The organism is Thioalkalivibrio sp. ALE12 (genome assembly GCF_000381105.1).
Classification (GTDB): Bacteria; Pseudomonadota; Gammaproteobacteria; order Ectothiorhodospirales; family Ectothiorhodospiraceae; genus Thioalkalivibrio.
In genome coordinates, this window is the sequence record NZ_KB905905.1 from 439,267 (window position 1) to 464,583 (window position 25,317).

Genomic DNA, 25,317 nt, shown 5'->3' on the forward strand with positions numbered 1-25,317 from the left:
GCACTCGCCATTATTCGCCTTGCATACCAACGGCAGGCAATTCGCTACGGCGCATCGTCCAGCCAGCGGCGCAAGCCGCCGCTGCGGCGGATCTGGCGCTGACTGGCCGCGGCCAGGGTGCCGGCGCGTGGCTCGAGCAGGCTGAACCAGCGGCTGGCGCGGGTGATCGCGGTGTAGACCAGCTCGCGGGTCAGGATGGGGCTGTCGGCCTCCGGCAGTACCAGCGCGACATGCTCGAACTCCGAGCCCTGCGCCTTGTGCACAGTCAGCGCAAAGGCGGTCTCGACGGCCTCCAGCCGGTTGGGCAACACCCAGCGCACGCGACCCCCCGCCGCGAGAAAGGCGACGCGCAGCACCGGCGCCGCCGCCTCCGGACCCCCATGATCCCCGGTCGCCTCGGGCTCGCCCCGCGCCAGCCAGGCCGGAACGGCCAGGGCAATGCCGATATCGCCATTGATCAGCCCCAGCGCATAGTCGTTGCGGGTCACGATCACCGGTCGCCCCTCGAACCATGGCGCATGCCCCTCTGACCCGCCGCCACGGCCGGCCTCCATCTCCAGCAACCCGCGCGCCTGCAACGCCCCGGCAATGCGCCGATTGAGCCTTTCGAGCCCCCACGGCCCGCGCCGCACCGCGCACAGCAGCTGAAAGCGCCCGTGGGCCGCCAGCACGTCCCGCGCCCAGTCCTCCCAGGCGGCGCGCGGCGCCCCGGGGGCCGGCCGGGCCACGCGCAGGCCTTCCAGGTAGTCCGCATACCCGACCGCCTCGCCCTCGGGTGTGTCCGCGCGCCCCGCCACTGCCAGATCCACCAGGGCCGCATCCTCGGGGTGGGCGAGCACCCGCTGCCACACAGCATCGTCGCCCTGCGGCGACCCCGTAACCTCGCCCGAGTTCACCCCCGCGGCCAGGCGTCCGATCCCGCTGTCCGCGCCAAAGCGGTGACTCTGGCGCAGCATCACGATGTGCTGGTCCAGGGCCTGCCCGTGCGCATCCTGCATCGCCGCTGGCACGGCCTCGCCGGTCACCGCTTCCAGCCACTGCACGGAGTCCGGCGTGTAGTGCCCACCCCCGGCGCGGTGGCACAGCTCGCCCAGCACCGCGCCGGCCTCCACCGATGCCAACTGGTCGCGATCCCCGAGCAGGATCAGGCGCGCCGTGCGCGGCACCGCCTCGACCAGACTGGCCATCAGTTCCAGGTCGATCATCGACGCCTCGTCCACCACCAGCACATCCACCGCCAGGGGATTGCGCGCACCGTGGCGGAAGTGCCGCGTATCCGGCCGCGCCCCCAGCAGGCGATGCACCGTGACCACCTCGGCCGGCAGGTTTCGCCGCAGCGCATCGCCCTCCGGCAGTGTCTCCAGCCCCAGGCGGTCCAGCGCCCCGCTGACCGAGGCATTCAGACGCGCCGAGGCCTTTCCGGTCGGCGCGGCCAGGCGGATACGCAGTGGATCCTCCGGACCCTGCAAGCCCTGCAGCAGCGCGAGCAGCCGCAGCACCGTGGTGGTCTTGCCGGTGCCCGGCCCGCCAGTGATCACGCTGAAACCGGAGCCGGCCGCCAGGGCACAGGCCAGGCGCTGCCAGTCCGGGGCGGCGCCGTCCGCCGGTGTGCCGAACAGCCAGTTCAGCCACTCGCGCGCCGCGGCCGTATCCAGCGCGCCCTGCCAGGCCGCGCGATCGGCCACCCGCGCACGGATCGCCTGCCCGATACGGCGCTCGGCCTCCCAGTAGCGGCGCAGGTAGACCTGCGCGCCGGTATAGACCAGCGGCGTCGAGCCAACCGCATCCGGTCCGGCCAGTGCCGTCCCGTCCAGGGCCTGCGCGACCGCCGTCGCCGAAACGCCCTGCAGCACGGACGACGGCCGCGGCAGGGCCAGCGCGTTCGGTTCCCCCTCCGGCGGCAGGGCCAGCGTGGTATCCGGTTCCTGCAGCAGGGCGTCCAGCTCCAGGCACACATGGCCGCGCCCAATCTGGTGGCTGGCCAGCGCCGCCAGCAACAGCGCCAGCGGCGGTGCGCCGGGGTCCTGCTCGTGCAGAAAGCGCACCAGGGCCCGGTCCACGCCGCGCAGCCACCCGGCCGCCTCCCACTCGCCCAGCAGCACCATCAGGGTCTGCACGGACCCCAGCGTCCCGCTATGCGACACCGCGCTCATGCCACCCCCTCCCGGTCGGCGCCGTGCGTCATCCAGCGATCCAGCTGCTCGATCAGCGCACGCGGCGGGCAGTGGTGGAACACCCCGTGGCCCGGCGCATCCACGCCGCGCAGGAACAGGTAGACCCCGCCGCCCATGTGCTGGTCAAAGTCGTAGCCCGGCAGGCGGGCGCCCAGCTGGCGATGCAGTGCCAGCGTATAGAGCACCAGCTGCAGGTCGTAGCGATGCTCCAGCACCGCCGCGCGCAGGCGCTCGGCGGTGTAGGCCCGAGCCGAGGGCCCCAGCCAGTTGGACTTGTAGTCCGCCACGTAATAGCGCCCGGCGTGCTCGAACACCAGGTCGACGAAGCCCTTCAGCATCCCGTTCAGCGTCACGTCCCCTACCGGCGGGCGCCCCTCGCCCGGCAGGATCTGCGCCCGCACCGCCTGATCCAGATCCCCGGCCCTGAGGCGGCGCGCCGGGTACAGGAACTCCAGCTCCGGCTGATACGTGGCCAAGCCCCCCAGCGAGAACGTCCCGCCCTCCTCCAGCGGGAAGCCGGCCGTCAGCAACTGCTGCATCCAGTCCGTGACCACCGTGGACCACTCGCCCCATCCCCGGCGCTCGCAGCGCGTTTCGATCTCCCGCGCCAGGCGTTCGGGCTGCGCCACCTGCGCGGCGAGGCCCTGCTCCGCCGCCCACTCCAGCAGCCCGTGCAGGAAGGTGCCCGGTCCCGGCCCGCGCGGGAAGGCGTGCAGCCCGCTGGCCGCGCGTGGCCCGGCCTCGGGCTCGAGTTCGGGGAACTCCACGGCCTCGCGACCCGCATCCGCGACGCCCTCGCGCAGCACATCCTCGCGCGCCGAGTCGGGCGCGACCGGTGCCACACCGTCGTCGTGCGCAGCAATCGCGCTGTAGCTGGCCACCCACCAGCGCTCGAAGCGCCGCGCCGGCGCTTGCCGGGCCGGCCCGGTGGTCGGGGCATTGGCGCCGGTCTGCACCGCAGCGTCGCGCACTTCCGGCAGCGGGCCCACCCGGATCGCCGGCTCGTCGCCCGCGGCGGTACGCAGTGCCGCCTCCAGCCCGCCGTCCGCCACGCCCTCGGGGCCGGCCAGCAGATACCCGGCTGCGGTCTGGTCGAAATGGTTGGTCTTGCTCCTTCCCGAGACAATCGGTGCAATCCCCAGCCAGCAGGCATGGCGCGCCCGGGTCATGCCCACGTACAACAGGCGCAGGTCCTCGGCCAGGCGTTCGCGCTCGGCCCGCCGGTACACCGCGTCATCCATGTGGAACACCCAGCGCGCCCCGCCCTGCGGCGGATGGTCGCGCCAGGGCACGTCCTTCTTCGCGTCCGTGGGCCGGAAATTGCAGGCAAACGGCAGGAACACCAGCGGATACTCCAGCCCCTTGGACTTGTGCAGCGTCACCACCTTGACCAGGTCCTCGTCGCTCTCCAGGCGCAGGATCTGCTCCTCGCCGGTTTCGCCGTCGCCGTTCCGGTGCTCCATCAGGTGCCGGATCAGGGCCTGCTCGCCATCCAGCTCCGCGGCCGCCTGCTGCAGCAACTCGCTCAGATGCAGCAGGTTGGTCAGCGCGCGCTCACCCTCCGCCGTGGCGCGCAACCGCCGGGGGACCTCGAAGTCGTGCAGCAGCCGGCGCAGCATCGGCAACACCCCGCGCGTCTGCCACAGGCGCCGGTAGTCGCGGAACTGCTCGACCCGCGCCTCCCAGGCCAGCTCGTCCACCGTCAGCCGGTGCAGCTCGGCCAGCGACTGCCCCAGCGTCGCGGTGGCCAGCGCCGCGCGCAGCAACCGCTCGCTGGTGGGCTCGGCACAGGCGCGCAGCCAGCGCAGCAGGTCCCCCGCCTCGTCGCTGGCATATACCGACTCGCGATCCGACAGGTATACGCTGCGCACGCCGCGTCGACGCAGCTCGGCGCGGATCGCGTCGGCCTCCGCGCGTCCGCGCACCAGCACCGCCATATCACGCGGTCGCACCCCGGTCAGGTCCGCGCCCTTGCGAAAACCGCAGGTCCCGGCGACACCTCCGTTGAGCAGCTCCACCATATGGCTGGCGCACGCCTGCGCCATGCGCTCGCGGTAGGCGCCCTTGGGCACCGGCTCGCCGGGGTCATGGCACCACAGCGTGACCGCCGGGGCCGCCTCCCCGTGCTGCTCGAAGACCTCCGCGCGGCCATTGGCCGTAACCGGCACGAACGGCAGCGGGTTCTCCGCGCCAGTACGGAACAGAAACGCCCCGTCCGCCCAGCCCTCGGCATGCCCGAACAACCGGTTCACGCCATCCACCAGGGCCTCGGTGGAGCGGAAGTTGCGCTCCAGGGTGTAGTGACGACCGGCGGTGGCCGTACGCGCCGCCAGGTAGGTATGGATATCCGCCCCGCGAAAGCCGTAGATCGACTGCTTGGGATCGCCGATCAGCAGCACGCCGAGGTCGCGCGGGTTCTCGTCGATGCGATAGACGCGCTGGAAGATCCGGTACTGCACCGGATCGGTGTCCTGGAACTCGTCGACCAGTGCCACCGGGAACTGCGTACGCAGGGTCGCGGCCAGGTGCTCGCCCCCCGGGCCGTCCAGGGCATCGCGCAGCCGGGTCAGCAAGTCGTGGAAGCCCATCTGCGCGCGCTGGCGCTGAACCTGACGAAAGCGCGCATCCACCTGGCGCGCCGCCGCCTGCAAAAGGCGCTCGCGGTCATCCACGCAGACTTCGGCGTGATCGTCCAGCCCCGCAAAGGCCGGGTGCAGATCCTCCGGCAGCGTCTGACCGCCTTTCAGCCGGTCCTGCATGCCGGCCGCACTGAAACGCAGCAGCGGGGAGTCGCCGGAGACGCCACCGGGCCGCAGCGCGCCCGGATCCTCGGCCCATTCGCGCATCGCACCCAGCAGCTTGTCCGGGTTGCTGTACTTGCCCGGCTGCAGAACCGGGCCGCGCAGCGCGTCAAACTGCTCCTTGATCGCCTCGAAGTCCTCGCGCCAGGGCCGCTTCATCGCCTCCAGCCGCGCCAGCTTGCGTCTCAGCGCGGCCTCCAGACCCTCCGGGGTCTCCAGCTCCGCGTCCGCCGCATCCGCGGGCAGATGTCCGACCAGCGGCCGGATCTTCTGCAGCAGTGTGTCGGGATCGGGGCCGAAGGCGTTGCGCAACAGGCCGAGCTGCGCCGGCGGCTGCGGGTAAACGAAGCGGCGCCAGTAATCACGCGCCGCCTCGGCCAGCAGCTCCTGCTGGTCGCTTGCCAGGTCCTGGGTGAACAGGCTCCCGCTGTCGAAGGCGTGCTCTCGCAGCATGCGGTAGCACCAACCGTGGATGGTCGACACCGCGGCCTCGTCCATCCACTCCGCCGCCAGTTCCAGCCGGCGTGCCGCGCCCGGCCGTTCCGCCTCGCTGTATTCGCCGCGCAGCTCCCTGTGGATGTCCTGCACGCCCGGCACCGCATCCGGATCCTCCGCGCGGAACACCCGCGCCGCGATCGCCAGGGCGTCGCGGATGCGGCTGCGCAGTTCCTGGGTCGCGGCATCGGTAAAGGTCATCACCAGGATCTGCGGCGGCGTCAGGGCGCTGGTGCCCTCGGGCAGCTCGCCGTGGCCCAGCACCAGGCGCAGATACAGCGCGGCGATGGTGTAGGTCTTGCCGGTGCCGGCGCTGGCCTCGATCAGGCGGCTGCCGTGCAGCGGCAATGCCAGCAGGTCCAGCTTGTGCGCGGTGGCCGTCATTCCGCGACCTCCGACTGGTTCACGACCACAAACACCGGTCGGTACACGCGGTCCCGCCAGAAGCCGAAATCCGGATCGGCCAGCAGGGTCTCGGGATCCGGCCAGGCCCGTGCCAGCGCGGGACTGCGCGACCACTCGCCAGGGCTGTAGTCGTTCCCGCGCAGGGTCTTCAGCGCCTCGTCATACGGGTCCTTTTGCCCGTCCTCCGCCTCCAGCCAGGCAAAGGCGGCGCCGCAGGCCAGCGGCAGCGGGCGCTCCTGTCCGGCCGCCCAGGCCTCCAGCAGCGTGCCCAGCAGTTCCTCCGCCAGGCCCGGCTCCAGCCCGGGGAGTGTCAGGCGTGTGTCCAGCGCGACCAGTTCGGAGCCCACATCCCCCTCGCCCGCGTTGGCCAGCAGATGCATCACCCACGGCGCCATCAGCTTGTCGAAGCGCCACTTCTTGCCATTGGCAATACGGCTCGCGGTGTAGTCCAGGCAGACGCGCGCCCGCCCGTCGCCGCGCAGCGCGGGCGGCACCGCCTCCAGGCCCCAGTGCGCATGCTCCAGGCGCAGCGGACGTGCGGCCTCCAGGCGTTCCGGATACAGCGCGAGGCGCTCGCCGATGCGCTCCAGCAGCCGCGCGGCCTCGTCCACCATCGCCCCGCGTTCCAGCTCGCCGGCCGCCCCCAGCGGCAGCCGGCCGGCGCGCTGCAGGCGTGCGGATTCGACCTGCAGGATCTCCGGCCAGGCGGCTGCGTCGTCCGTCGTCTCCAGTGCGGCCGCAACCAGCTGCTGGCGCACCTGCCACTGTTCCAGCCCGGCCAGGCCGAACGGCTCCAGGTCGTCGCCGGCGGCCTCTTCTTCGTCGAAGAACACCCCCAGGCGATGGCGGAAGAACGCCTCCACCGGGAAGCGCAGGAAGCGCGTCAGGGCCTCCGACGTGACCGCGCGCGGCTCGCGCTCCGACTCCAGCAGCGGCACCGGCCCGGGCGCGCCATCGACATCTCCCGCCGGGGCCGGATCCGCGTCGTGCACGGCCTCCCATTCCCGGGCGTAGGTAAAGTGCCGACCGTCGTCGTCGGCCGCCGGGAAGTTCACCGGCGAGAAGGGCTGGAGCGGGTGCCAGGTCGTCAGGTGTTCCACCAGGGCGGGGCCGGCCGCGGGCCCGTCGACCCCGGCCAGTCCCCAGCCGGCGGCCAGGTGATCGCGCAGCTGGCCGACCAGCACCGACGGCGGGCGCGGCTCATTGTCGCGCACATGCCGCCCCACCCAGCTCACATGCAGCTGCCGCCGCGCGGAGAGCAGCGCCTCCAGGAACAGGTAGCGGTCGTCCTCGCGACGCGAGCGATCACCCGGGCGGTAGTCCTGGGCCATCAGGTCAAAGTCCACCGGCGCCGGGCTGCGCGGATAGTCGCCGTCGTTCATGCCCAGCAGGCAGACCACCTGAAACGGGATCGCCCGCATCGGCATCAGGGTGCAGAAATTCACCTGCCCGGCCAGGAAGCGCTGCCCCACGCCCGAATCGTCCTGACTGGCCAGCCACTGCTCGCGCACCACGGCCAGCGGCAGCGCCTCCTCCAACCCGGCGGCCGCACAGTCCTCCCGCCACTGGTCCAGGGCCTCGCCCAGCTTCTCCAGGGTGAACAACTCGGCATCGGTCTCGGCGGCGAAGAACTGTTCCAGCAGCCCGCTCAGGTGCGCGACCCAGTCCTCCGGCGCATGCGCCCGGCGCAGCCAGGCCCACGCATCCTCCAGGGCGCTGATCAGGGTCTCCAGGGGGCCCAGCAGCGCGGCGCTCAGCCCGCCGATCTCGTCATACGGCTCCAGCCCTTGCCACGGACCCTGATCGCCCAGCGCGTAGCCCAGCAGCATCCGCCGCAGGCCGAAGCGCCAGGTGTTCTGCTCCAGCCCGTCGGGCAGGCCCAGACCGGCGCGCTGCGCGGCATCCAGGCCCCAGCGCACCCCCGCGCCCGCGGCCCAGGCATGCAGCTGCGCCAGATCCTCCTCGGCGATGCCGAAGCGCCGCCGGACCGCCGGCACGTCCAGCAGGTCCAGCAGTTCGCTGACGCCCATCCGGCTCTCCGGCAGGGACAACAACTGCTCCAGCGCGATCAGCACCGGATCGCGCCCGCGCGGCCCCTGATCCGACAGCGTGTACGGGATGAAGCGCGGGTCGTCGGTCTCCGGCTGGCCGAACACCGCCTCGATGTGGGGGGCGTACTGGTCGATATCCGGCACCATCACGATCACGTCGCGCGGGCGCAGCGCCGGATCGTGCGCGAAGTGCTCCAGCAGCCGGTCATGCAGCAACTCCACCTCGCGCAGCGGGCTGTGCGCCACATGGAACTGGATGGAGCGGTCCGCGGCCGCAATCGCGGGCCAGGTCTCCCGCGTCTCGGCCAGCGGCCGCAGCGCGCGGATGTCCTCCAGCAACTGATGCAGCAAGCAGTCCTCCGGCCCGCGCGTGCCGTGCGGCTCGAAGACATCCACCCGCTCCCAGTCCAGTGTGCGCAGCACCCGGCCGTAGTGTTCGGGGTCATCGTGCTCGTCCAGCAGCCCGATGTAGTCGCGCCCCTGCTTGCCCCAGGCGGCCAGCAGCGGATGCGCGTGGTTGTGCAACTGGGCCTCGTCCAGGGCCTCCGGCATCCCGGCCTTGCGCGCCTGGCGCCGCCGGGTGGCGCGCAGCAGGTCCTTGTCGGCCACGATGTCGGCCCAGTAGTACTCACAGGGGTTGTGCACGCAGACCAGCACCTGGCAGAAGCGCGCCAGCCCCTCCAGCGCCTCCAGGATCTGCCCCGGCAGCGAGGAGATCCCGAATACGATGACCCGCCGCGGCAGACCCTCGGGGCGGCGCTCCAGCGTACGCACCGTATCCAGGTAGCGCGCGTGCACCGCGGAGCGGCTCACCCCCTCCTGCGCGACGCCGATATCCGCCTGCAGCAGCCGCCACAGCTCCGCCTGCCAGCGCTGCCCCGGCGCCAGGTCGCGCGCCTGCCCGCGGGCGTCGCGCAGCACGTCGCGCCCGGCCGCCCAGTCGGTCAGCCAGTCCGCGCGATACACCTGGTACTGATCGAACAGGTCCGCCAGGCGCTCGGCGAGCTGGAAACGCTTGCGCAGGTCCCCGCCCTGGCCCGGGTCGTCGTCCTGCAGGAACTGTCCGAGCGGGGCGAAGGCCTCCTGCCCCAGGCACGTCGGCAGCAGGCGCATCAGCCGCCAGGTCAGCGGGCGCTTGGCATAGGGAGACTCCAGCGGCACGGCATCGGCCCCAAGCACCGCGCGGTAGGCCGACCACACAAAGCGCGACGGCAGCTGCATGTCCAGCGCGGCCGCGATCCCGCAGCCCGGCGGATCGGCATCCGGCGGCGCCGCCAGGGCGTGCCGCAGCCACTGCGCCATGCCATTGCTCTGCACCAGAATGGTCTCGTTCTCCAGCGGCGCCAGCGGCGCCCGCCGCATCCACTCCACCGCCAGCGTACGCAGCGACTCCAGGTGGTTGCCGTGCAGTACCACCATCCCTGGCTGTAACTCGCGCGACTCCCCCAACAGCGGCTCCTTGATCGGTTCCCGAACTCCCCGCGAGGCCTGTTAGCCGGGGGGCAATCCAGATGCGCCTACCCTACCACTCCCGGGCGACCCTCTCCGTCGCGCCAATCACCCCAATGTGCATCAACGGAGGCCGGGCGGTTGGGCCCGCTTTACGCGCGCGGCGCCGCCAGCAAGCTCTCGAACTCGGCCGCCGGCGCGGGGCGGCTGGCGTAGTAGCCCTGGTAGTGGTCGCAGCCCAGTTCGCGCAGAACGGCCAGTTGCTCGGCGGTCTCCACGCCCTCCGCCAGCACGCTCAGTCCAAGGCCATGCCCCAGCCCGACGATGGACCGGGCGATCGAGCGGTCGTCGGCATTGCCCGCGCCCTCTTCTTCGGCCAGGCCATCGACGAAGCTCTTGTCGATCTTCAGCGTATCCACCGGGAAGCGCTTGAGCTGCGCCATGGAGGAATAGCCGGTGCCGAAGTCGTCGATCGCGAAGTGGACCCCGCGCTCGCGCAGGCGCTGCAGGATGCGGCGGGCACGGCTCGGATCCGCCATCAGCGCCGACTCGGTAATTTCCAGCTCCAGCTGATCCGCCGGAAAGTCGAAGTCCTCCAGCAACTGCCCCACCTGCTGGTCGATGGGCACGCGCTGGAACTGCAGCGCCGAGACATTCACCGCCAGCCGCAGAGGCGGGTGCCCGGCGGCGCGCCACTGGTGTCCCTGCTCGATCACCCGGCGCAGTACCCAGCCGCCCAGTTCGACGATCAGCCCGGTCTGCTCCGCCAGCGGGATGAAGCGCCCCGGCGAGATCGGGCCCAGCTCGGGGTCGGTCCAGCGCAGCAGCGCCTCCGCCCCCAGCAGGCGGCCATCCGCGACGTGGTACTGCGGCTGGTAGTGCACCTCCAGCGCATCCTGCTCGATCGCCCGGCGCAGCCGCGCGGACAGGTCGATGCGCTCGCGCGCCGCGCGGGTGAACTCGTCCGAGTAGTAGCGATAGCTGCCGCGCCCGTCCATCTTGGCCTGCGACAGCGCGGTACTGGCCTGCTGCAGGAGGGTATCGGCATCCGCCGCATGCTCCGGGAACACCGCGATGCCCACCGTGGCGGTGACCTCCATCTCCATCCCGTTCCCGAGATCACAGGGGTAGCTCACCTCGCGGATGATGTTCTCCGCGACCAGCGCAGCGTCATCCACGTGGCCCAGGTTCTCCACCAGCACCGCGAACTCGTCGCTGGCCAGGCGCGCCACGGTGTCGGTCCCGCGGCGCCCCACCTGCAGCCGCTCGGCCACCAGGCGCAGCAGGCGATCCCCGGCCGCATGGCCCTGACTGTCGTTGATGTCCTTGAAGCGGTCGATGTCCACGAACAACAGCGCCAGGTGTCCCTGACGCCGCCGCATCAGCGAGATGCCGTGCGTCAGGCGGGCGCGCAGCAGGCGGCGGTTGGGGAGCTCGGTCAGCGGGTCATGGTGGGCGAGGAAGTCGAGCTCCGCCTCGGAGGCCTTGATCCGCGAGATATCCGCGAACACCGACACGTAGTGCGTCAGCCGACCCTGGCTGTCATGCACCGCGGTGATGCTCTGCAGTTCGGGGAAGATCTCGCCGTTCTTGCGCCGGTTCCAGATCTCCCCCTGCCAGTGGCCGTTCACCTGCAGCTCGCGGAACAGGTTCGCGTAGAACGCCTGATCGTGGCGGCCGGACTGGAACATCTTCGGCGTGCGGCCGACCACTTCGTCCTGGGTATATCCCATCAACTGCGTGAAGGCGCGGTTCACCGACAGGATGTGCGCGGTGGCATCGGTGATCACCACCCCCTCGCGGGTGTTTTCGAACACCACCGACGCCAGGCGCTGACGCTCCTCCTGTTCGCGCCGTTCGGTGATGTCCTCGACCGTCGCGACGACGCGGTCCAGCGCACCCTCGGGCGTGCGGCTGCATTTGACGTCGATATCCGCGACCATCACCCGGCCATCGCGCCGCAGCAGGCGTTTCACGACACTGTAGCCGCTGCGTTCGCCGCGCCGCATCTCGGCGTCCAGTTCCGCCTCGCAGCCTCGATCCTCGGGGGTCGCCAGCCGGTTCCAGTCCATCGCCGTCAGTTCGTCCGGGGCATAGCCCAGCATGTCCGCCAGACAGGCGTTCACGCGCTCCCAGCCCTCGCCACCCGGACCCGAGATCGCCATACCAACGAACGGCATGTCGAAGAAGATCCCCAGCATCCGGTCCTGGTCGGCATGCGCCCGCACCAGCGCCAGGTTGCGCCGCAGCCATTGCTGGCGCCACAGCAGCCCGCCGGCCGCCAGCACGACCAGCCAGACCAGCAGCGTGGCCCCGGCCGCCCAGACCGCCTGCTGGCGGGGTGCCAGCTGCACGCCATCGAGATCCCGCTTCAGCACCAGGTCCCAGCCGGCCGGCGCCAGGCCCTGCACACCCGCGAAGAAGCGGCTGTCCGCGTTGTCGAAACGCTCGATCACCACCGCGTCGCGCGGATGGTCCAGGATCCGCTCGCGTAGCCGCGGGAACGCAGCCGGAGCCGGGATGATCACCCCGCCGGCTGCGCTGATCCGGGCAATCGTGGCCCGCTGGTCGCCGCCCCGCACGACGATATGCGCCTGCGCATCCAGCCCGTTCCGGCTCTCCGTCAGCGTCAACAGCGGATGCAGGCTCTCGACCGTGGACGACAGCAGCACCAGCCCCACCACCGGATCATGCGGCCGCGCGCGATCCCGCACCGGCACCGCCCAGCTGATCCGCGGGCGTCCGTCCGGGTCGGCATGCAGGATGGGTTCGCTCGTCTCCGCGCTGCGCCGCACTTCGCGCAGTACGGCATCCATCTGCGATTCATCCAGCGCGCTGCGCCCCAGTTCGATCACCGGCTGGCGATTAGCATCCAGCAGGGCAACACCGTCGTAGTCATAGGCCCGGCGCATCAGCTCCAGGCGATCACGCACCTGCTCCAGCGCCAGCACCGAGCGCCGTTCCAGCGCCGTCACCGCGAACAGATTGAATCCGCGCGCCTCGGCCAGCACCACGGCGTCCCCGGTACGCTCCGCCAGCCAGCGATCAATCACGCCCCCCTTCAGGAACGCCGCGCGTTGCAGGTCCTCGCGGGCCTGCGTCTCGGCGGCCGCCACCTGCCACTGCCACGCGCCCAGCCCCACCGCCGCGGTCGACCCGATCACCGCGGCCGCCAGGGCCAACCAGGGCCAGTAGCCGAAGCGCCCGAGTGCCTGACGGGACCCCGCCACCGGTGCCTCCGGGTTCGAGGCCGGCAGCCAGCGCATCGCCGCGTACAGCAATACGCCAGAGACCAGCACAAACCCGATGCCCTTGCCCAGGTTCGCGCGGGTCAATGCGTCGGGCACGTCCGCGCCGGCCCACCACGCCAGCGCCACATCGGACAGGGCAATCCACAACACCCCCACCACGACATAGCCCCCGGCGATCCAGCCGGCCGCGAAGCGACGGGTCCTGCGGCGCGCGTCCGTCATCGACCGCACCCGCCCGCCCATACGGCAGACGCAAAAAGGCGCCGTGCCCCGTTTCCGGTCCGCACGGCGCCCCAAAGGCCTGGTTCAATGGTTGTCACGTCGTCAGTCGACACTGCCAAAGGCATTCGCACCCGCAAAGAGGTCTCTGTCCAAATCCGTTGTCACCGGCATACCGATGTACTACCCGGCCCGAACAGCATGGGACCCGCCGAAGCGGGCCCCGCTGCATCCGTCGTCCGATCCTCACCGGCCTTTCTACCGGGGTTCAATACCGGACTGTACCGGATTACATTACTCGGCGACGGTCCGCTCGATGATCACCTCGATCTCTTCGGAGGACTTCTCCATCACCTCGGCCACACCTTCCGGCATCATCGGCAGAAAGCCCGGCACATTCATCCTCGAGATGAACACATCGCCCTGGCTATCCTGATAGATACTCACGCGGCAGGGCATGAACGCGGACACCGGACGGAAGGCATCCTCCTCCAGGATCTGCGCGCTGTAGCGCCCGCTGCACACATCCAGGATCACCACCGGATCAATCGTGAAACCGCGCTCCGACAGCGTACCGGCCATGTTGTTGCGGTTCAGGATGCTCCAGCCCGCCTCGGACGCCTGCTGTTCAAACGCGGCAAGTGTGGCCGGGAAGGAATGCGGGCTCGGCGTCACCTTTACCATGTCCGGCCGCTCGCCCCCATGGCTACCGGCCTGCACCGCACCGGCAAAGGCCAGCGCAACCAGCATCGCCAGAAGCGCGAGGAACCGCGCACCATGGCGCGTGGTCATCACATTAGATTGCATCTTGATTTCTCCTTTCCCTACAAGCGGGAATCGTCGTGATGGTCCGCCTCTTCGTTACGTTGGAGGCAGCACCCAGGGGAATTAGGCTAGCGACAATCGCCTGCACCAGTATTGATGCAGGTCAACCAGACACGAATCAGACCCGTTCCAGACGGGTCCCACCGGCGCAGCGTCGCCGCAAACGCAAGGAGATCGACATGGAAGCCACACTGAAAAACGGAACGGTCACCCTGAAGATCGACAAGAAGGCCGCCAAGGACATCGCCGAAAACATCACCGAACTCGGCGGCGAAATCAGCAACGGCGCGCGGGCCCTCGGCTCCGTACTGCAGGAAGGCGTCTACGAACTGGAAAACGAATTCCGCCAGCCCCCGCACGCCTTCGACGAGCACGCCCCCAAACAGCCCTCCATCGAGGACTGACGCGCCCGCCACGGCCGCAACAAGCCAAACAAGAATACAAGGAGCACGACATGCACCTGGAAAAAGCCGAGAACGGCGAACTCGTCATCACCATGCCCGAGGCCGAAGCCGCCGACGCCCTGGCCACGCTGAAGAAGCGCGCCGACGAACTCGACGAATGCGAGGACCTCACCGAGGCCCTGGAAAACGCCGGCATCCAGCTCCCCGAACAACCCGACCACATCCGCCACGAATACATGCCCCCGGCGGACCACTAACCCCGCCCCCGCCCCACACTCCTGGGGCGGGCACGCTGTCACACCCCGGGGCGATGATTCGGGCCTATCCAGCACCCCATCGCCGAGAGGCTCGGCCCCTGCAGGCCCGAAAGCCCCGGACAGCGTAGGAGCCCAGCCCCCTGGGCGATCCGACCTATCCAACACCCCGATCGCCGAGAGGCTCGGCCCCTGCAGGCCCGAAGGCCCCAGACAGCGTAGGAGCCCAGCCCCCTGGGCGATCCGACCTGCCCACACCCCAATCGCCGAAAGGTTCGGCTCCTACGCATCCCGACACCACGGCCCCCGTAGGAGCGTGCTTACACGCGAAGCCCCCGCCAAAGCCGCTCACGGAACACCATTCCGCAGCCCCCCACCGGCTCACAAGCAAGAAGCCCAAATAACCCCATGCCCCAAAAAGAGAAAGAGCCACCCCAGCATCCGTGCCCGGGCGGCTCTTTCAGGGGGCATCCCTGTCCCCGCGACAAAAACTAGCACACAAAGTAGAGGATTCCACCCCATCCACGAAAAAAACGCCCAACGGTCGTTTTCGACCCCTCAGCGGTAGCCCCACTCCCCACCATCGGACCAAATTCGAGCATTACCCGACACCGTCGCATATCCAGCATCCCGGCACCATGCTACAGCCCGCTACTCCCGGCTCCCCCAGATCCCGAATAACCGCAACGCCGTTTCCGCGACAACGCCCCCGATAAGCCCCCTGTAGGAGCGGCCTCGGCCGCGAAGCCCCCGCCAAAGCCCGAAAACCACCCGGTCAGGGCAAACACCAAACCACAACCCTTGCGCCTCTCCAGCCCGGCCCAGCGAAGATGCCGTAAGAACCCAGATCTCTCACGCCGGACCGCACCCAACGCCGGAGCCATTCCGGCGAAACCCCGGATAACCACAACGCGGTTCCCGAGATAACCATCGATGCACACAAATCAGCCCAGCAATGCCTGCGTCTCCGCGTCCAGCGCACTCCAGTGCTGGCGAAAGCGTTCGGCCAGGTCCTCCGCCTCCAGCAGCATCACCGGCATCGGCAAGTCCGCTGCACGCTCCCGCGCCGCGGCCGAGAACCCGCCCAGGTTCACGTACATTCCCCGGTCACCGGCGCCGCGTCCGGTGGCAAAGCGCTCCAGCTCGACCAGCCCAGTTTCGACCGTTGAATCATTTGCCACACCCACCACCAACCGCGGCACATCGTCACCCCCGCCACCGGCCGGAACCGTCACCCGCTCCAGCCACGGCCGGTCTTCGTCCTCCGACGCCTCGACCACCACATACCCCATTCCGCGCAACAGCCCCTGCACCAGCCGCATCCGCTCCGATGCCGCCAGTTGCTCCATCCGTTCAGCCCAGTCATCCATCACCATCTCCCGCATCCACCCCTCGACGCTAAGGGAAAGTCCCCACAGAAGCCAGACCCCCGCCCATCACACGCCAAACACTGAACCATTCCCCTGTAGGAGCGGCCTCGGCCGCGAAGCCCCCGCCAAAGCCGGAACACCCCCGGCCACGACAACGCCCACCACCACGACCATTCCTCTGCGTCATCCCGGCCGGAGCGAAGCGGAGAGCCGGGATCGCCCACGCGAGGTTATCCGGATACCGAGGCCAATCATCCACCTGTCAGACCCAGAATATCCGCCCGTCTGAGGTAGCTGGCCGGAGAACGACCACCGGCCTATAATTGGGAATATATGTTTCCTGCTTGGGGGTACCGAAAATGGGCCAGGTCACCATCTACCTCGACAATGAGCACGAGCAGCGCCTCAAGCGGGCAGCCCGATCCGCCGGCATCCCTGTGAGCCGCTACGTCGCCCGCCTGGTGGAAGAAAACGCACGCACCGAATGGCCGGATTCCATTCGCACCATGGCCGGCCAATGGCAAGACTTCCCAACGAGCGAGGAGCTCCGCGACACCCCGCCGGACACCCCCCGCGAAGCACTGTGAAATACGCCCTCGACACCAACACGCTCATCGAATTCTTCAAGGGGCAGGGCAACGTAGCCAGCAACCTACTGGCCACAGCGCCCGCAGATATTCAGATACCCGCCATCGTAGTGTTCGAACTACAAACGGGCATCGCCAAGTCCAGCGAGCCCGACAAGCGCCAGCAACAGCTCACTGAACTGCTCGACGTAGTTACCGTCCTCCCGTTTGACCGAACCACCGCCGGCCACGCCTCACGTATACGGGCCTACCTCGAGCAACAGGGCACCCCCATCGGCCCCATGGACACCCTCATTGCTGGCACCGCACTCGCCAACAACGCCACCCTGGTCACTCACAACGTCACCGAATTCCAGCGTGTCCCCGATCTACCACTCGCCGACTGGTTCACCTGAAAGCCGAAGCCCCCAATCGCTATCCCGACCCCGTAGGAGGCCAGCCCTCTGGCCGATCACCCACGCCAGCCCAATGCCCCATCGGCCAGAGGGCTGGCCTCCTACATCGAATACCGCCTCCGGTGGGAGCGACTCGCCCACGAAGCCCCCAACGCGCTACTACACACACCTGATCAATGCGCCGCCACCCAGTTCTCTACCTGCAGCCCGGATACGCGCTCGAATTCACGTCCATTATTCGTGACCAGCACGGCCCCAATGGCCCGAGCATGCGCTGCGCTCAAAAGGTCGTTTGCACCAATCGGAGTTCCTACGCGCTCTAGCTCGGCACGAATGTCACCGTAATGTTCAGCTGCTTCTTCCGGCCAGTCGCACACCCTCGCGAAAGCCAGAAAGCGCTCCAGTGCAGCCTCGCTGCGTTCCTTCTGATTCGACCGGCGAAGCCCATACCGCAACTCCGCCAGAACCACAGCAGAAAGGCCCACCTCCCCAACTGGCACACCCCGCAGCCGCGCGTGCACCTCCGGCGGTCGGCGTTTCATGATGTAGATACAGATGTTCGTATCCAGCATGTAACGCATAGATCACAAAGCCTCGCGGTCCTGCGCCACGCGATCCTCGATCGAATCGGGAAAGTCATCCGGAAGGGTCTCTCCAGACCCCTGGAAGTAATCATCCCAGGACCTCGGCTTGGCCCGCAGGATCAGCGCATCGCCACGCTTCTCGATAACCACTTCATCCGCATCGAACGCAAAACCCTTGGGCAGCCGAACTGCCTGGCTGCGTCCATTTCGGAACAAACTCGCCGTGCGCCGCTTCATCGCCAACCCCACATCCTTTGCATATGCCTAAAGCATATCCTCCACCCGCTCCCATTCCAAGGCCCCGCTGCCACCCCTGTAGGAGGCCAGCCCCCTGGCCGATTGGATGTTGGACACGCCCCATCGGCCAGGAGGCTGGCCTCCTACAACCAATGCTACCCCCCCCTGTGGGAGCGGCCTCGGCCGCGAAGCCCCCGCCAAAGCCCGAAAACCACCAAAGCGACACTGAACTTAACCCCGAATACGATCCCCGGAACCCTTCCCTGTAACGGTCAGCACCAGATACCGAAAATAGTCCCGCAGCGTCAGCGAACCGATCATCGCGGCATCCATCTCCGCCAGGCGCTCCGGATCCGACATATCCACCCCGTTCACCTGCGCCAGCCCGGTAATGCCCGGGCGCACCGCAAACACCCCTCGAGCCTCGCGCGCCGCGATCAACTCCACCTGACTTGGCAGGCAGGGCCGCGGCCCCACCAGACTCATCTCGCCGCGCAGCACGTTCCAAAGCTGCGGCAGCTCATCCAGCTTCGTCTTGCGCAGAAAGCCCCCCAGCCGCGTCACCGACGAAGACTCCGCCAGATGCGTCGCCACCGACGCCGTATCCAGCCGCATCGTCCGAAACTTCACCAGCGTAAACATCCGCTGATACCGCCCCACCCGCTCCTGCCGAAACACCGGCGAACGCGACTCCATCCAGCCCAGCACCCACAACACCGCCATCAACGGCGCCGCCACCACCAGCCCCACCAACGCCAGCACCACATCCAGAACCCGAATCAAAACACCTCCTAAATCCCAACCAACAACACCCCCGTAGGAGGTCAGCCCTCTGGCCGATGGGGCCTGTCCAACATCCAATCGGCCAGGGGGCTGGCCTCCTACGCCGAATACCCGCTGTAGTGGCGCGCCCCGTGCGCGATCACCTTTCATTCAGAAGGAAAACGAAGGAAACCGAGATTCGCAGCAAGCCAATGCGCTACTGACGGTATACATGGTTCCGGTGCGCCACCCTCACGACGAGTATCCGCATCGCGTCGTCTTCGATCGAGGCCAGCACACGATAAGGCCCCACTCGATACCGCCAATACTCGCCCAACTCCCCGGACAAACCCTTGCCTAGACGACGAGGATCAGCCGCAGGCGCAACCCGCTCGGCCAGATACTTCAGGATGCGGTTCGCTGCCTGCTTATCGAGCGCTCGCAGTTCTTTCTCTACGCGTTTGTCGAACTCAATCGTCCAGCTCAAGTCGACGCCTCATCTCATCCATGGAGACCGTTTCTCCGCTTCCCTTGCGGTGGTCAATCAGGCGCTGCTCAGCCAAATAAATGTCTTCGAGATCCTCAAGGTGCTGGACGATCGCTTCGCGCGCATAGAAGCTCTTGCTGCGCCCGGTCGCTTTCGCCAGGGCGGCCAGACGCTTCTCGACATCTTCAGGCAGACGCAAAGCCAACATGTATGTTCCTCCAAACAGGTGCTATACAAGTATAGCAAAGCGCCCTCTCGTAGGAGGTCAGCCCCCTGGCCGATTGGACGTTGGACAGGCCCCATCGGCCAGAGGCTGGCCTCCTACACCGAGCGCCGCCCCTGCGCGCCTGACCTCAAAGAACCCGCTCCAGCGACTGAATACCCGCTTCCACCGAACGCCGAACGGCGTCATGGATGCCAGCCGGGAACCCCGCCGGCAATTCATGTTCCACTCGATCCAGTGCGGATGCGGCCTGCAGAACCACGGATGCCAGAACCTCGTGCACCATCGCCGCAGGCAGACGGGCTGAAGCGCCCGTCTCCAGGAAGTGCCGGCCCTGGATGCCATCCACCCGATAGTGGTTGCGCCGCCCCACAGCGAGCGCCAGCCGAACCTGCTTGCGCTCGACCTGTCGGCTGGCCACGCTGGGTAAAATCGTCAACACGTCATACAGCGGCGTGAGCCGGAACCCGCCGCCCGGTTGCAGGAACACGCTGAAATTCTTGGCGTGCCCATCCGTGGCGCCGATCAGCCAGAACAGGGTCTGCGCCTTCAACACTGTCGCCTGGTCCGCCCCCGGCGTATCACTGCCCCGCAACAGCCCCAGCACATCCACCAGCCCGGGGCCACCTTCGCTCTGATACTTGCGGCTCGGCGGCACGCCCAGTGCCTGGCAGCAGTCCTCCTGCGGCAAGCGCAGCAACCGCCCATCGCGCGCCCAGTGTCGATCAAACCGCTCCACTACCAGCGCCCGGGCGCCCCCAAAGCGCCCGATCTCCGCGCGCGCCACCGGCAGACCAAACGCCGCCAGCAATCGCAGGCAGTAAAACTCGTTCTCCACACTATCCGACAGATCCAGCCCGTTGGGTAACTGCCCAATAGCGGGCTTCAGGATATGCGTCGTCGGCGTCGAGCCATGCGGCTTGAGCCAGCGACCCTCATGCCACAGCAGTGCCGTCTTCTCCTGGGCACCGGCAATCGAAATACGGAAAGCATCGTCGCTATCCAGACCCAGAGGCGCCTGTGCCAAACCGCCCAGCAGCTCTTCGATGCCCCTATCATCGAGCGGCTCCCCCTGAATCCCTCCAGCGGGCCCGGACTCCTGCGCATCCGACAGCGAAAACTGCAAAGCCCCCACACAATCATGCCCGATCGCCGCCAGCAGGCTGTAGGCATCCGTCCCAGCGGCGCCCACACGTTGCGCCACACGCCGCCGCAGGACGTCCGCATCCGGCAACAAGTTCTCGAACACCGCGGCCACGGCCTCGCCGTGGTAGGCATCTTCCCGCAACGGAAGCGATAGCGAGACCGGCAGCGCATGCTCCCAGCCCAGCCAGCTAGCGTCATACCGAAACCGGATCGCCCCGGCCGCCGACTTCTCCAAAAACCCCACTAGGCGACTATTCAGCAAGACACGCAGCGGCGGATGGCGGCGCGTGCGCGGCATCAGAAAATTTCTTCAATGGACGCCGCCGACCGCGCACGGGGAGCAATCTGAAACTCCAGATCCAGCGCCGCCAGAACCGCAAGCAAGGTCTCCAACCGGGTGGCCGGGTTCCCGTTCTCGATCAGAGAGATCGTCTCCTGACGCAAGCCCGACTTCTCGCCAAGCGCGGCCTGCGTAAGGCCCTGCTTTCGCCGGACCCGGCGCACAATCGTCCCAATCTGCTTAGGTGTTCGCGCAAGCAATGCCATAACGCCCGATTATGCGCCCAACCCGATAACCAATCAATATCGGAATCAACCCATAAACCAAGCACCCCGCCGCCCCCTGGCCGATCACCCACGCAAAACACCCCCAGTAGGAGGCCAGCCCCCTGGCCGATTGGATGCTGGACAAGCCCCATCGGCCCGAGGCTCGCCTCCTACACCGACTGCTACCCCTGTGGGAGCGGCCTCGGCCGCGAAGCCCCCGCCAAAGCTCGAAAACCACCGACCCTCTCCACCTTATTGGGCGGCTCCACCCCCTCCGGTCATCGCGAGGAGCAACGCGACGTGGCGATCTGCCCGGGCAGCCCCGTAACCAGCGATACCACCCCGGCGAAGACTGCGCCGCGCGGCCCGCAGTGACCCGGTGAGCGCAAACGCATAAGTGCTCTCACTCGCTCTGTCGCACAGGCGCGACAGCCTTGGCAACGCCTCATCCAGGGAAAGCACCCGCCTGCATCGCAGCAAACCGGATTCCAGATCAAACCAACCTTCTCACGAGCACAACGACACCCCCAGAGGCAGCCACGAACCGCAGAACTTAGCCGGCAGAACGGTCCTGCGATACGACCCCGGCCTGCGCCACTCCTTCTACTCCAGTCGCACGGCCCATCACATCCACCACAGCATCGGCCACGGCGTGCATATCGGGCTCACTCAACGTGTGGTCCACCAGGAACATAACACTGGTCTCACCCAACTCGCGGGCAACAGGCAAGCGCCGCTCGGGCCGGTAGTCCGTCCCGTCAAAGGCCTTCTCCAGATAGACCTCGCTGCAGCTCCCCTGCAGGCATGGCACCCCACGGGCCTGTATGGCCGCCACCACCGCGTCGCGGTCCCAGCCATCCACCAGCGACTCCGGCTCCACGTAGGCGTAGAACTTGTACCAGGCATGGCCCACGCCCTCCGGTGGCACTGGCACGCGCAGGCCCCGCACCCCAGACAGCCGCTCCAGCAGGACCCCGGCGTTGGCACTCCGCTGCGCCAGCCAGCCCGGCAGCTTCCGTAGCTGCACCCGGCCAATGGCCGATTGCATCTCGGTCAGCCGCCAGTTGGTCCCGAACGACTCATGCAACCAGCGAAACCCCGCCTTATGTTCGCGGTTATACACCGCATCCCATGCCTTGCCGTGATCCTTGTAGCTCCAGGCGCGCTGCCACACAGCTTCGTCCCTCACCAGCAGCATCCCGCCCTCGCCACCGGTGGACATGATCTTGTCCGTGCAAAAGGAAAACGCCGCCGCATCCCCGAACGACCCCACAGGCTGCCCCTCCAGCGTCGCCCCATGCGCCTGGGCGCAGTCCTCGATCAGAAACAACCCCCGCTCATCCGCCAACGATCGCAGCCCGTGCATGTCACACGACCAGCCCGCCAGGTGCACGGCGATCACCGCACGGGTGCGCGGCGCCAGCACGGCCCGCACACTCTCCGGAGTAATGTTGCCCGAATCCCGATCCACGTCCGCAAACACCGGCCGCGCCCCGCGCATCACGATCGCCGAAGCCGACGCCAGGAACGTCCGCGGCGTCACCACCACCTCGTCGCCCTCGCCCACACCCAGCGCCATCAGCGCCAATTCCAGCGCGAGCGTGCCGTTCGCCACCGCAATCCCGTAGGACGCATCATGGAACGCCGCAAACTCGCGCTCGAACTCGCGCCCTTCGCTACCATTCCAGTAGTTCACGCGACCAGAACTCAGCACCCGCTGCACGGCCACCAGCTCGTCATCCTCGAACCGCGGCCACAAACTCTTCACCACCGTCACACCACCTAGGGAAACACTGATCAATGTACACATTCGCGCTCGAGTCGCTTTTGCGTGCGAACAAGGCGCGGTGACTGCCGTGCAGTCATTCTGCACAAGGGGACCGCAACGCCGTTCCCGCGCCCGTTTTCGTCAACAACGGGCGGCCGAGCCCCAGCTTTAAATCGTTTGTGGGGTTGGCACCCCAGGTTCCCCGATCCTGCGTTGCGCCACGTGCGGGTAGAACCACTACCCGCTGCGCGACGCGCCTTGTCTCGGAAAACCTGGGGTGCCAACGCGAGTGCGTACATTAATCAGTGTTTCCCTAGGGAAATTGATCCGCCTCACGGCCGACCTGCATAACCGTCCACCAACAAAAACTGGATAGAGACCCGATAAGGCTCTCGGCCTACTCGGCCGAAGGCGCACCACTGGAACGCATTCGCTCCAGGATTCGCGGAGCCACGAACAGCGCCACCATGCCGAACAGGTCGAGGGTCCCGATGATGCCGGCCGCAACGGCACTGAAAGGCGCAATCGCCACCGCCGCCGCCAGACCCGCCACCGCAATCACCAGACCGTAGCGCTGCCCCCGACGGTCCTTTGCAATGGCACCTTCCAATCCGCGTTCCCGCATTCGATGAGCATGCGCCTGCTCATCCATGGCCATCTGCACGATTGCACGGCGGGTTTCATCATCGAAACGGTTCAGAAGGTCGGGGTGCGGCAACGGCCCGCTGTACGACTCGTGGCGCGTCGCCGCCATCACCAGCTCCGAAGGTTGAGTGGCAAGGAGCCTCGCAAGCCTACCCTGGTCTTCCGGTGACAGGGCGCCACCTTCCAGCCCGGCCACCAGCTCCTCGAATGTACCGCTTTGGCTACCGGCCGTATCCGGCCGGTTGTCAGGCAGGCCCTCCGTTGGCCTTTCGTTCATCGTTCCTCTCCATTCCCTGGTCGGATTCCGCGCGATTCATCCCTTCACGCAGGCGCTCACCAACGTTGACCCAATGACCGGCGATTCGCTGCTGCAACGAACCGGAAGGCATAAAGGCCGAGTAGTCATGCGCCGGCCACACCTCCATCACCGAACCGGCCGCAAGCACTACCCGGCCGGCATCTCGCTTTCTTGTTTTCACCTGCTCACCTCCGTGCTTCACCCGGCCGATTACGGCATTTATCTTGGACCACGACTACAAAGCGCACAAATTCACGCCCACCACGTCATTCAACCGTCCCCGAAACCCGGCGACCGTCGACCGTCGACCGTACGACCCTAATGCCCCAATCGCCGAGGGGGCTCGGCTCCTACACGTCCGGGAACCACGCCACTGTAGGAGCCCAGCCCCCTGGGCGACCAGAGCCGAACCCACCCCATCGCTCAAAGCCGCCACGCCCCTACCGAAACACCGTCCGCCAGATATACCCAAGATCCTTCCGAAACGACCAGTTCTGCACATACTCGCGGTTAATCCGCACCTTGTCCGGAAAGATCACCTCGTGGTTGTACGCCTCCGGATCCTCCACCGCGGCCAGCATCGACTCCTCGTCGCGGTACTTCAGCGTCGCCGGCCCGGTGATCCCCGGGCGCACCGACACGACCAGCCGGTCCTCACCCTCCAGCGCATCGGCAAACCCCGGCACGTCCGGCCGCGGCCCCACAAAGCTCATTTGCCCCAGCAGCACATTGATCAACTGCGGCAGCTCGTCGATCTTGGTGCGGCGGAAGAACCGGCCCAGCGGCGTGATACGCGGATCATGCCCGGTGGTCACCGTCGTCGTATGCACGCGGGAGGGCCGCATGGTGCGGATCTTCACCACCCGGAACACGCGCCCGTGGCGCCCCACCCGCTCCTGCACGAAGAAGCCGTTCTGCCGGGTGTCGATCGTTGCCAGTACCCAGGCCAGCGCGATCAGCCAGAACGTCAGCGCCAGCCCCACGGCTGCCCCCAACACGTCAAAGCCGCGCTTAAGCGCGGCCTCAGGAAGTGAAAGTCCGGACAAATGAACCAACCCCTACCGTTTCCAGCGGCCATGAAACACGAGATGCATAAGGAAAACACGGCGATTCTCGTCGGCCTTCTTCATCGTTTGAAAGGCCGAAAACGCACGCTCGGCCACCCCAACCAGAGCCAGCACATCCGTCCGGGAAAACCGCCGGGACAGATCGTAATCGGCCTCATGACGCGCCTGCTGCAGCTCCACAAACGCATCCGCGACCGTCACAACCCGACCATCTGGACCACCGGGAATCAACTGGTCCAAGGGCTGCGGCGGCGCACCGGGGTTCCATTTCACCAAGGCCTGACACGCCTTTTTCATGTCGGCGTGCCCAAGAGCGCGGCCCACCTGTTGCCGCAGCACATCCCGTCCCTGCCCAGCCACAATCTCCCGGCTTGCTGCATCCACCAACAGATGGAAAAGAGCATAATACGCTGCAGAGGCCGCCCGTCGAAGACTGGCCTGGCGTGGCCGTCTCGGTTCATGGGTCGCGAACTGTCGGGCCTGGTTGAGCAAATCCCTTTGCAAAGACATCCGTCGCTCCCGTCAGCGATTCCGCTCACTCGACTCTCTCACACGAACGTACGCCCAGAGGCCCGGTACCTGGCTTGATAAATACTCCCGTATGCGATGCCGCAACGCCGCCAGTGCGGGCTGCACCTCATCCTGCGGTGGAAATTCCGGCTCAAGGACAATCCAGGCCCAAAGGGCCATGTCGTCGTCGGCGTCCGGGCCCTCGGTCAGCTCGATTGCCCGCACCCACTCCGGCCTTTCAAGCCGGTCGACGCCCTCGCGTAAATCCTCAAGCGACACCGTGCTGGCCAATAAAGTCATATCGGATACTCCTGGGGGCCGATCATGGAGACTCAGGCGACCCGAACCTTTCCCTCTACCCTAG

General features: G+C 67.6%; 22 protein-coding genes. 4 read left to right on the forward strand and 18 right to left on the reverse strand.

Annotated elements, in window-relative coordinates; translation table 11 throughout:
- Window positions 1-44: 44 nt before the first annotated feature.
- The 5 genes from recD to F614_RS0102050 all read right to left on the reverse strand — a co-directional run bounded on the left by recD (window position 45) and on the right by F614_RS0102050 (window position 13,637).
- Window positions 45-2,153 carry an exodeoxyribonuclease V subunit alpha gene (recD, locus tag F614_RS0102030; RefSeq protein WP_018867099.1) on the reverse strand — a complete coding sequence of 703 codons (2,109 nt, stop codon included), beginning with the start codon at window positions 2,151-2,153 and terminating at the stop codon, window positions 45-47.
- A complete protein-coding gene (gene recB / locus F614_RS0102035) occupies window positions 2,150-5,854 on the reverse strand; it encodes an exodeoxyribonuclease V subunit beta (RefSeq protein ID WP_019558141.1) in 3,705 nt (1,234 codons plus the stop codon). The genes recD and recB overlap by 4 nt, the downstream gene beginning before the upstream one ends.
- Window positions 5,851-9,345, reverse strand: coding sequence for an exodeoxyribonuclease V subunit gamma (recC, locus tag F614_RS0102040; RefSeq protein ID WP_019558142.1), 3,495 nt, complete (start codon window positions 9,343-9,345; stop codon window positions 5,851-5,853). The genes recB and recC overlap by 4 nt, the downstream gene beginning before the upstream one ends.
- A gap of 182 nt (window positions 9,346-9,527) precedes the next feature.
- Window positions 9,528-12,869: a bifunctional diguanylate cyclase/phosphodiesterase gene (locus F614_RS0102045; RefSeq protein ID WP_019558143.1), complete on the reverse strand. Its 3,342-nt coding sequence runs from the start codon at window positions 12,867-12,869 to the stop codon at window positions 9,528-9,530.
- Between the two features lie 270 nt (window positions 12,870-13,139).
- On the reverse strand, window positions 13,140-13,637 hold the full coding sequence (locus F614_RS0102050; protein ID WP_019558144.1) for a DUF302 domain-containing protein: 498 nt from the start codon (window positions 13,635-13,637) through the stop codon (window positions 13,140-13,142).
- Between the two features lie 212 nt (window positions 13,638-13,849).
- On the opposite strand from F614_RS0102050, the gene F614_RS0102055 reads away from it, so the two are divergent.
- Together F614_RS0102055 and F614_RS0102060 are read left to right on the forward strand one after the other, a co-directional pair.
- Window positions 13,850-14,074 (forward strand): hypothetical protein, encoded by a 225-nt coding sequence (locus tag F614_RS0102055; protein WP_018875679.1) that lies wholly within the window; start codon window positions 13,850-13,852, stop codon window positions 14,072-14,074.
- A gap of 50 nt (window positions 14,075-14,124) precedes the next feature.
- Window positions 14,125-14,331, forward strand: coding sequence for a hypothetical protein (locus F614_RS0102060; RefSeq protein WP_018875680.1), 207 nt, complete (start codon window positions 14,125-14,127; stop codon window positions 14,329-14,331).
- Window positions 14,332-15,272: 941 nt separating this feature from the next.
- Here F614_RS0102060 and F614_RS0102065 read toward each other — a convergent pair.
- Entirely contained in the window at window positions 15,273-15,698 is a 426-nt protein-coding gene (locus tag F614_RS0102065; RefSeq protein WP_026329781.1) for a restriction endonuclease, read from the reverse strand.
- Window positions 15,699-16,057: 359 nt separating this feature from the next.
- On the opposite strand from F614_RS0102065, the gene F614_RS0102070 reads away from it, so the two are divergent.
- Complete coding sequence (locus F614_RS0102070) at window positions 16,058-16,285, forward strand: hypothetical protein (protein ID WP_019558146.1); 228 nt, start codon at window positions 16,058-16,060, stop codon at window positions 16,283-16,285.
- Window positions 16,282-16,680 (forward strand): type II toxin-antitoxin system VapC family toxin, encoded by a 399-nt coding sequence (locus tag F614_RS0102075; RefSeq protein WP_019558147.1) that lies wholly within the window; start codon window positions 16,282-16,284, stop codon window positions 16,678-16,680. The genes F614_RS0102070 and F614_RS0102075 overlap by 4 nt, the downstream gene beginning before the upstream one ends.
- A gap of 173 nt (window positions 16,681-16,853) precedes the next feature.
- Here the strand turns inward: F614_RS0102075 and F614_RS0102080 are convergent, their stop codons facing one another.
- The 12 genes from F614_RS0102080 to F614_RS0102130 form a co-directional block, all read right to left on the reverse strand.
- A complete protein-coding gene (locus F614_RS0102080) occupies window positions 16,854-17,261 on the reverse strand; it encodes a type II toxin-antitoxin system VapC family toxin (RefSeq protein WP_019558148.1) in 408 nt (135 codons plus the stop codon).
- Window positions 17,262-17,264: 3 nt separating this feature from the next.
- A complete protein-coding gene (locus F614_RS0102085) occupies window positions 17,265-17,501 on the reverse strand; it encodes an AbrB/MazE/SpoVT family DNA-binding domain-containing protein (protein ID WP_018867111.1) in 237 nt (78 codons plus the stop codon).
- 231 nt (window positions 17,502-17,732) lie between these two features.
- Complete coding sequence (locus F614_RS0102090) at window positions 17,733-18,284, reverse strand: sugar transferase (protein ID WP_019558149.1); 552 nt, start codon at window positions 18,282-18,284, stop codon at window positions 17,733-17,735.
- A gap of 196 nt (window positions 18,285-18,480) precedes the next feature.
- Window positions 18,481-18,750, reverse strand: a complete 270-nt coding sequence (locus tag F614_RS14170) for a type II toxin-antitoxin system RelE/ParE family toxin (protein ID WP_019558150.1) — start codon at window positions 18,748-18,750, stop codon at window positions 18,481-18,483.
- Window positions 18,734-18,958, reverse strand: coding sequence for a DUF6290 family protein (locus tag F614_RS0102095; protein WP_018140871.1), 225 nt, complete (start codon window positions 18,956-18,958; stop codon window positions 18,734-18,736). Before F614_RS0102095 ends, F614_RS14170 begins: the two co-directional genes overlap by 17 nt.
- 145 nt (window positions 18,959-19,103) lie before the next feature.
- The gene (locus tag F614_RS0102100; RefSeq protein WP_019558151.1) at window positions 19,104-20,417 is read right to left on the reverse strand and encodes a type II toxin-antitoxin system HipA family toxin; all 1,314 of its coding nucleotides are present in this window, start codon (window positions 20,415-20,417) and stop codon (window positions 19,104-19,106) included.
- Window positions 20,417-20,665, reverse strand: coding sequence for a helix-turn-helix domain-containing protein (locus F614_RS0102105; protein WP_019558152.1), 249 nt, complete (start codon window positions 20,663-20,665; stop codon window positions 20,417-20,419). The genes F614_RS0102100 and F614_RS0102105 overlap by 1 nt, the downstream gene beginning before the upstream one ends.
- Window positions 20,666-21,218: 553 nt before the next feature.
- Window positions 21,219-22,442, reverse strand: coding sequence for a DegT/DnrJ/EryC1/StrS aminotransferase family protein (locus F614_RS0102110; RefSeq protein ID WP_018866759.1), 1,224 nt, complete (start codon window positions 22,440-22,442; stop codon window positions 21,219-21,221).
- Between the two features lie 388 nt (window positions 22,443-22,830).
- Window positions 22,831-23,355: a DUF2335 domain-containing protein gene (locus tag F614_RS0102115; RefSeq protein ID WP_018866760.1), complete on the reverse strand. Its 525-nt coding sequence runs from the start codon at window positions 23,353-23,355 to the stop codon at window positions 22,831-22,833.
- Between the two features lie 461 nt (window positions 23,356-23,816).
- Window positions 23,817-24,422: a sugar transferase gene (locus F614_RS0102120; RefSeq protein ID WP_026279234.1), complete on the reverse strand. Its 606-nt coding sequence runs from the start codon at window positions 24,420-24,422 to the stop codon at window positions 23,817-23,819.
- Between the two features lie 12 nt (window positions 24,423-24,434).
- Window positions 24,435-24,953 carry a hypothetical protein gene (locus F614_RS0102125; RefSeq protein ID WP_019558153.1) on the reverse strand — a complete coding sequence of 173 codons (519 nt, stop codon included), beginning with the start codon at window positions 24,951-24,953 and terminating at the stop codon, window positions 24,435-24,437.
- A gap of 12 nt (window positions 24,954-24,965) precedes the next feature.
- Window positions 24,966-25,253 carry a hypothetical protein gene (locus tag F614_RS0102130; RefSeq protein WP_018866763.1) on the reverse strand — a complete coding sequence of 96 codons (288 nt, stop codon included), beginning with the start codon at window positions 25,251-25,253 and terminating at the stop codon, window positions 24,966-24,968.
- Between the last annotated feature and the right edge of the window lie 64 nt (window positions 25,254-25,317).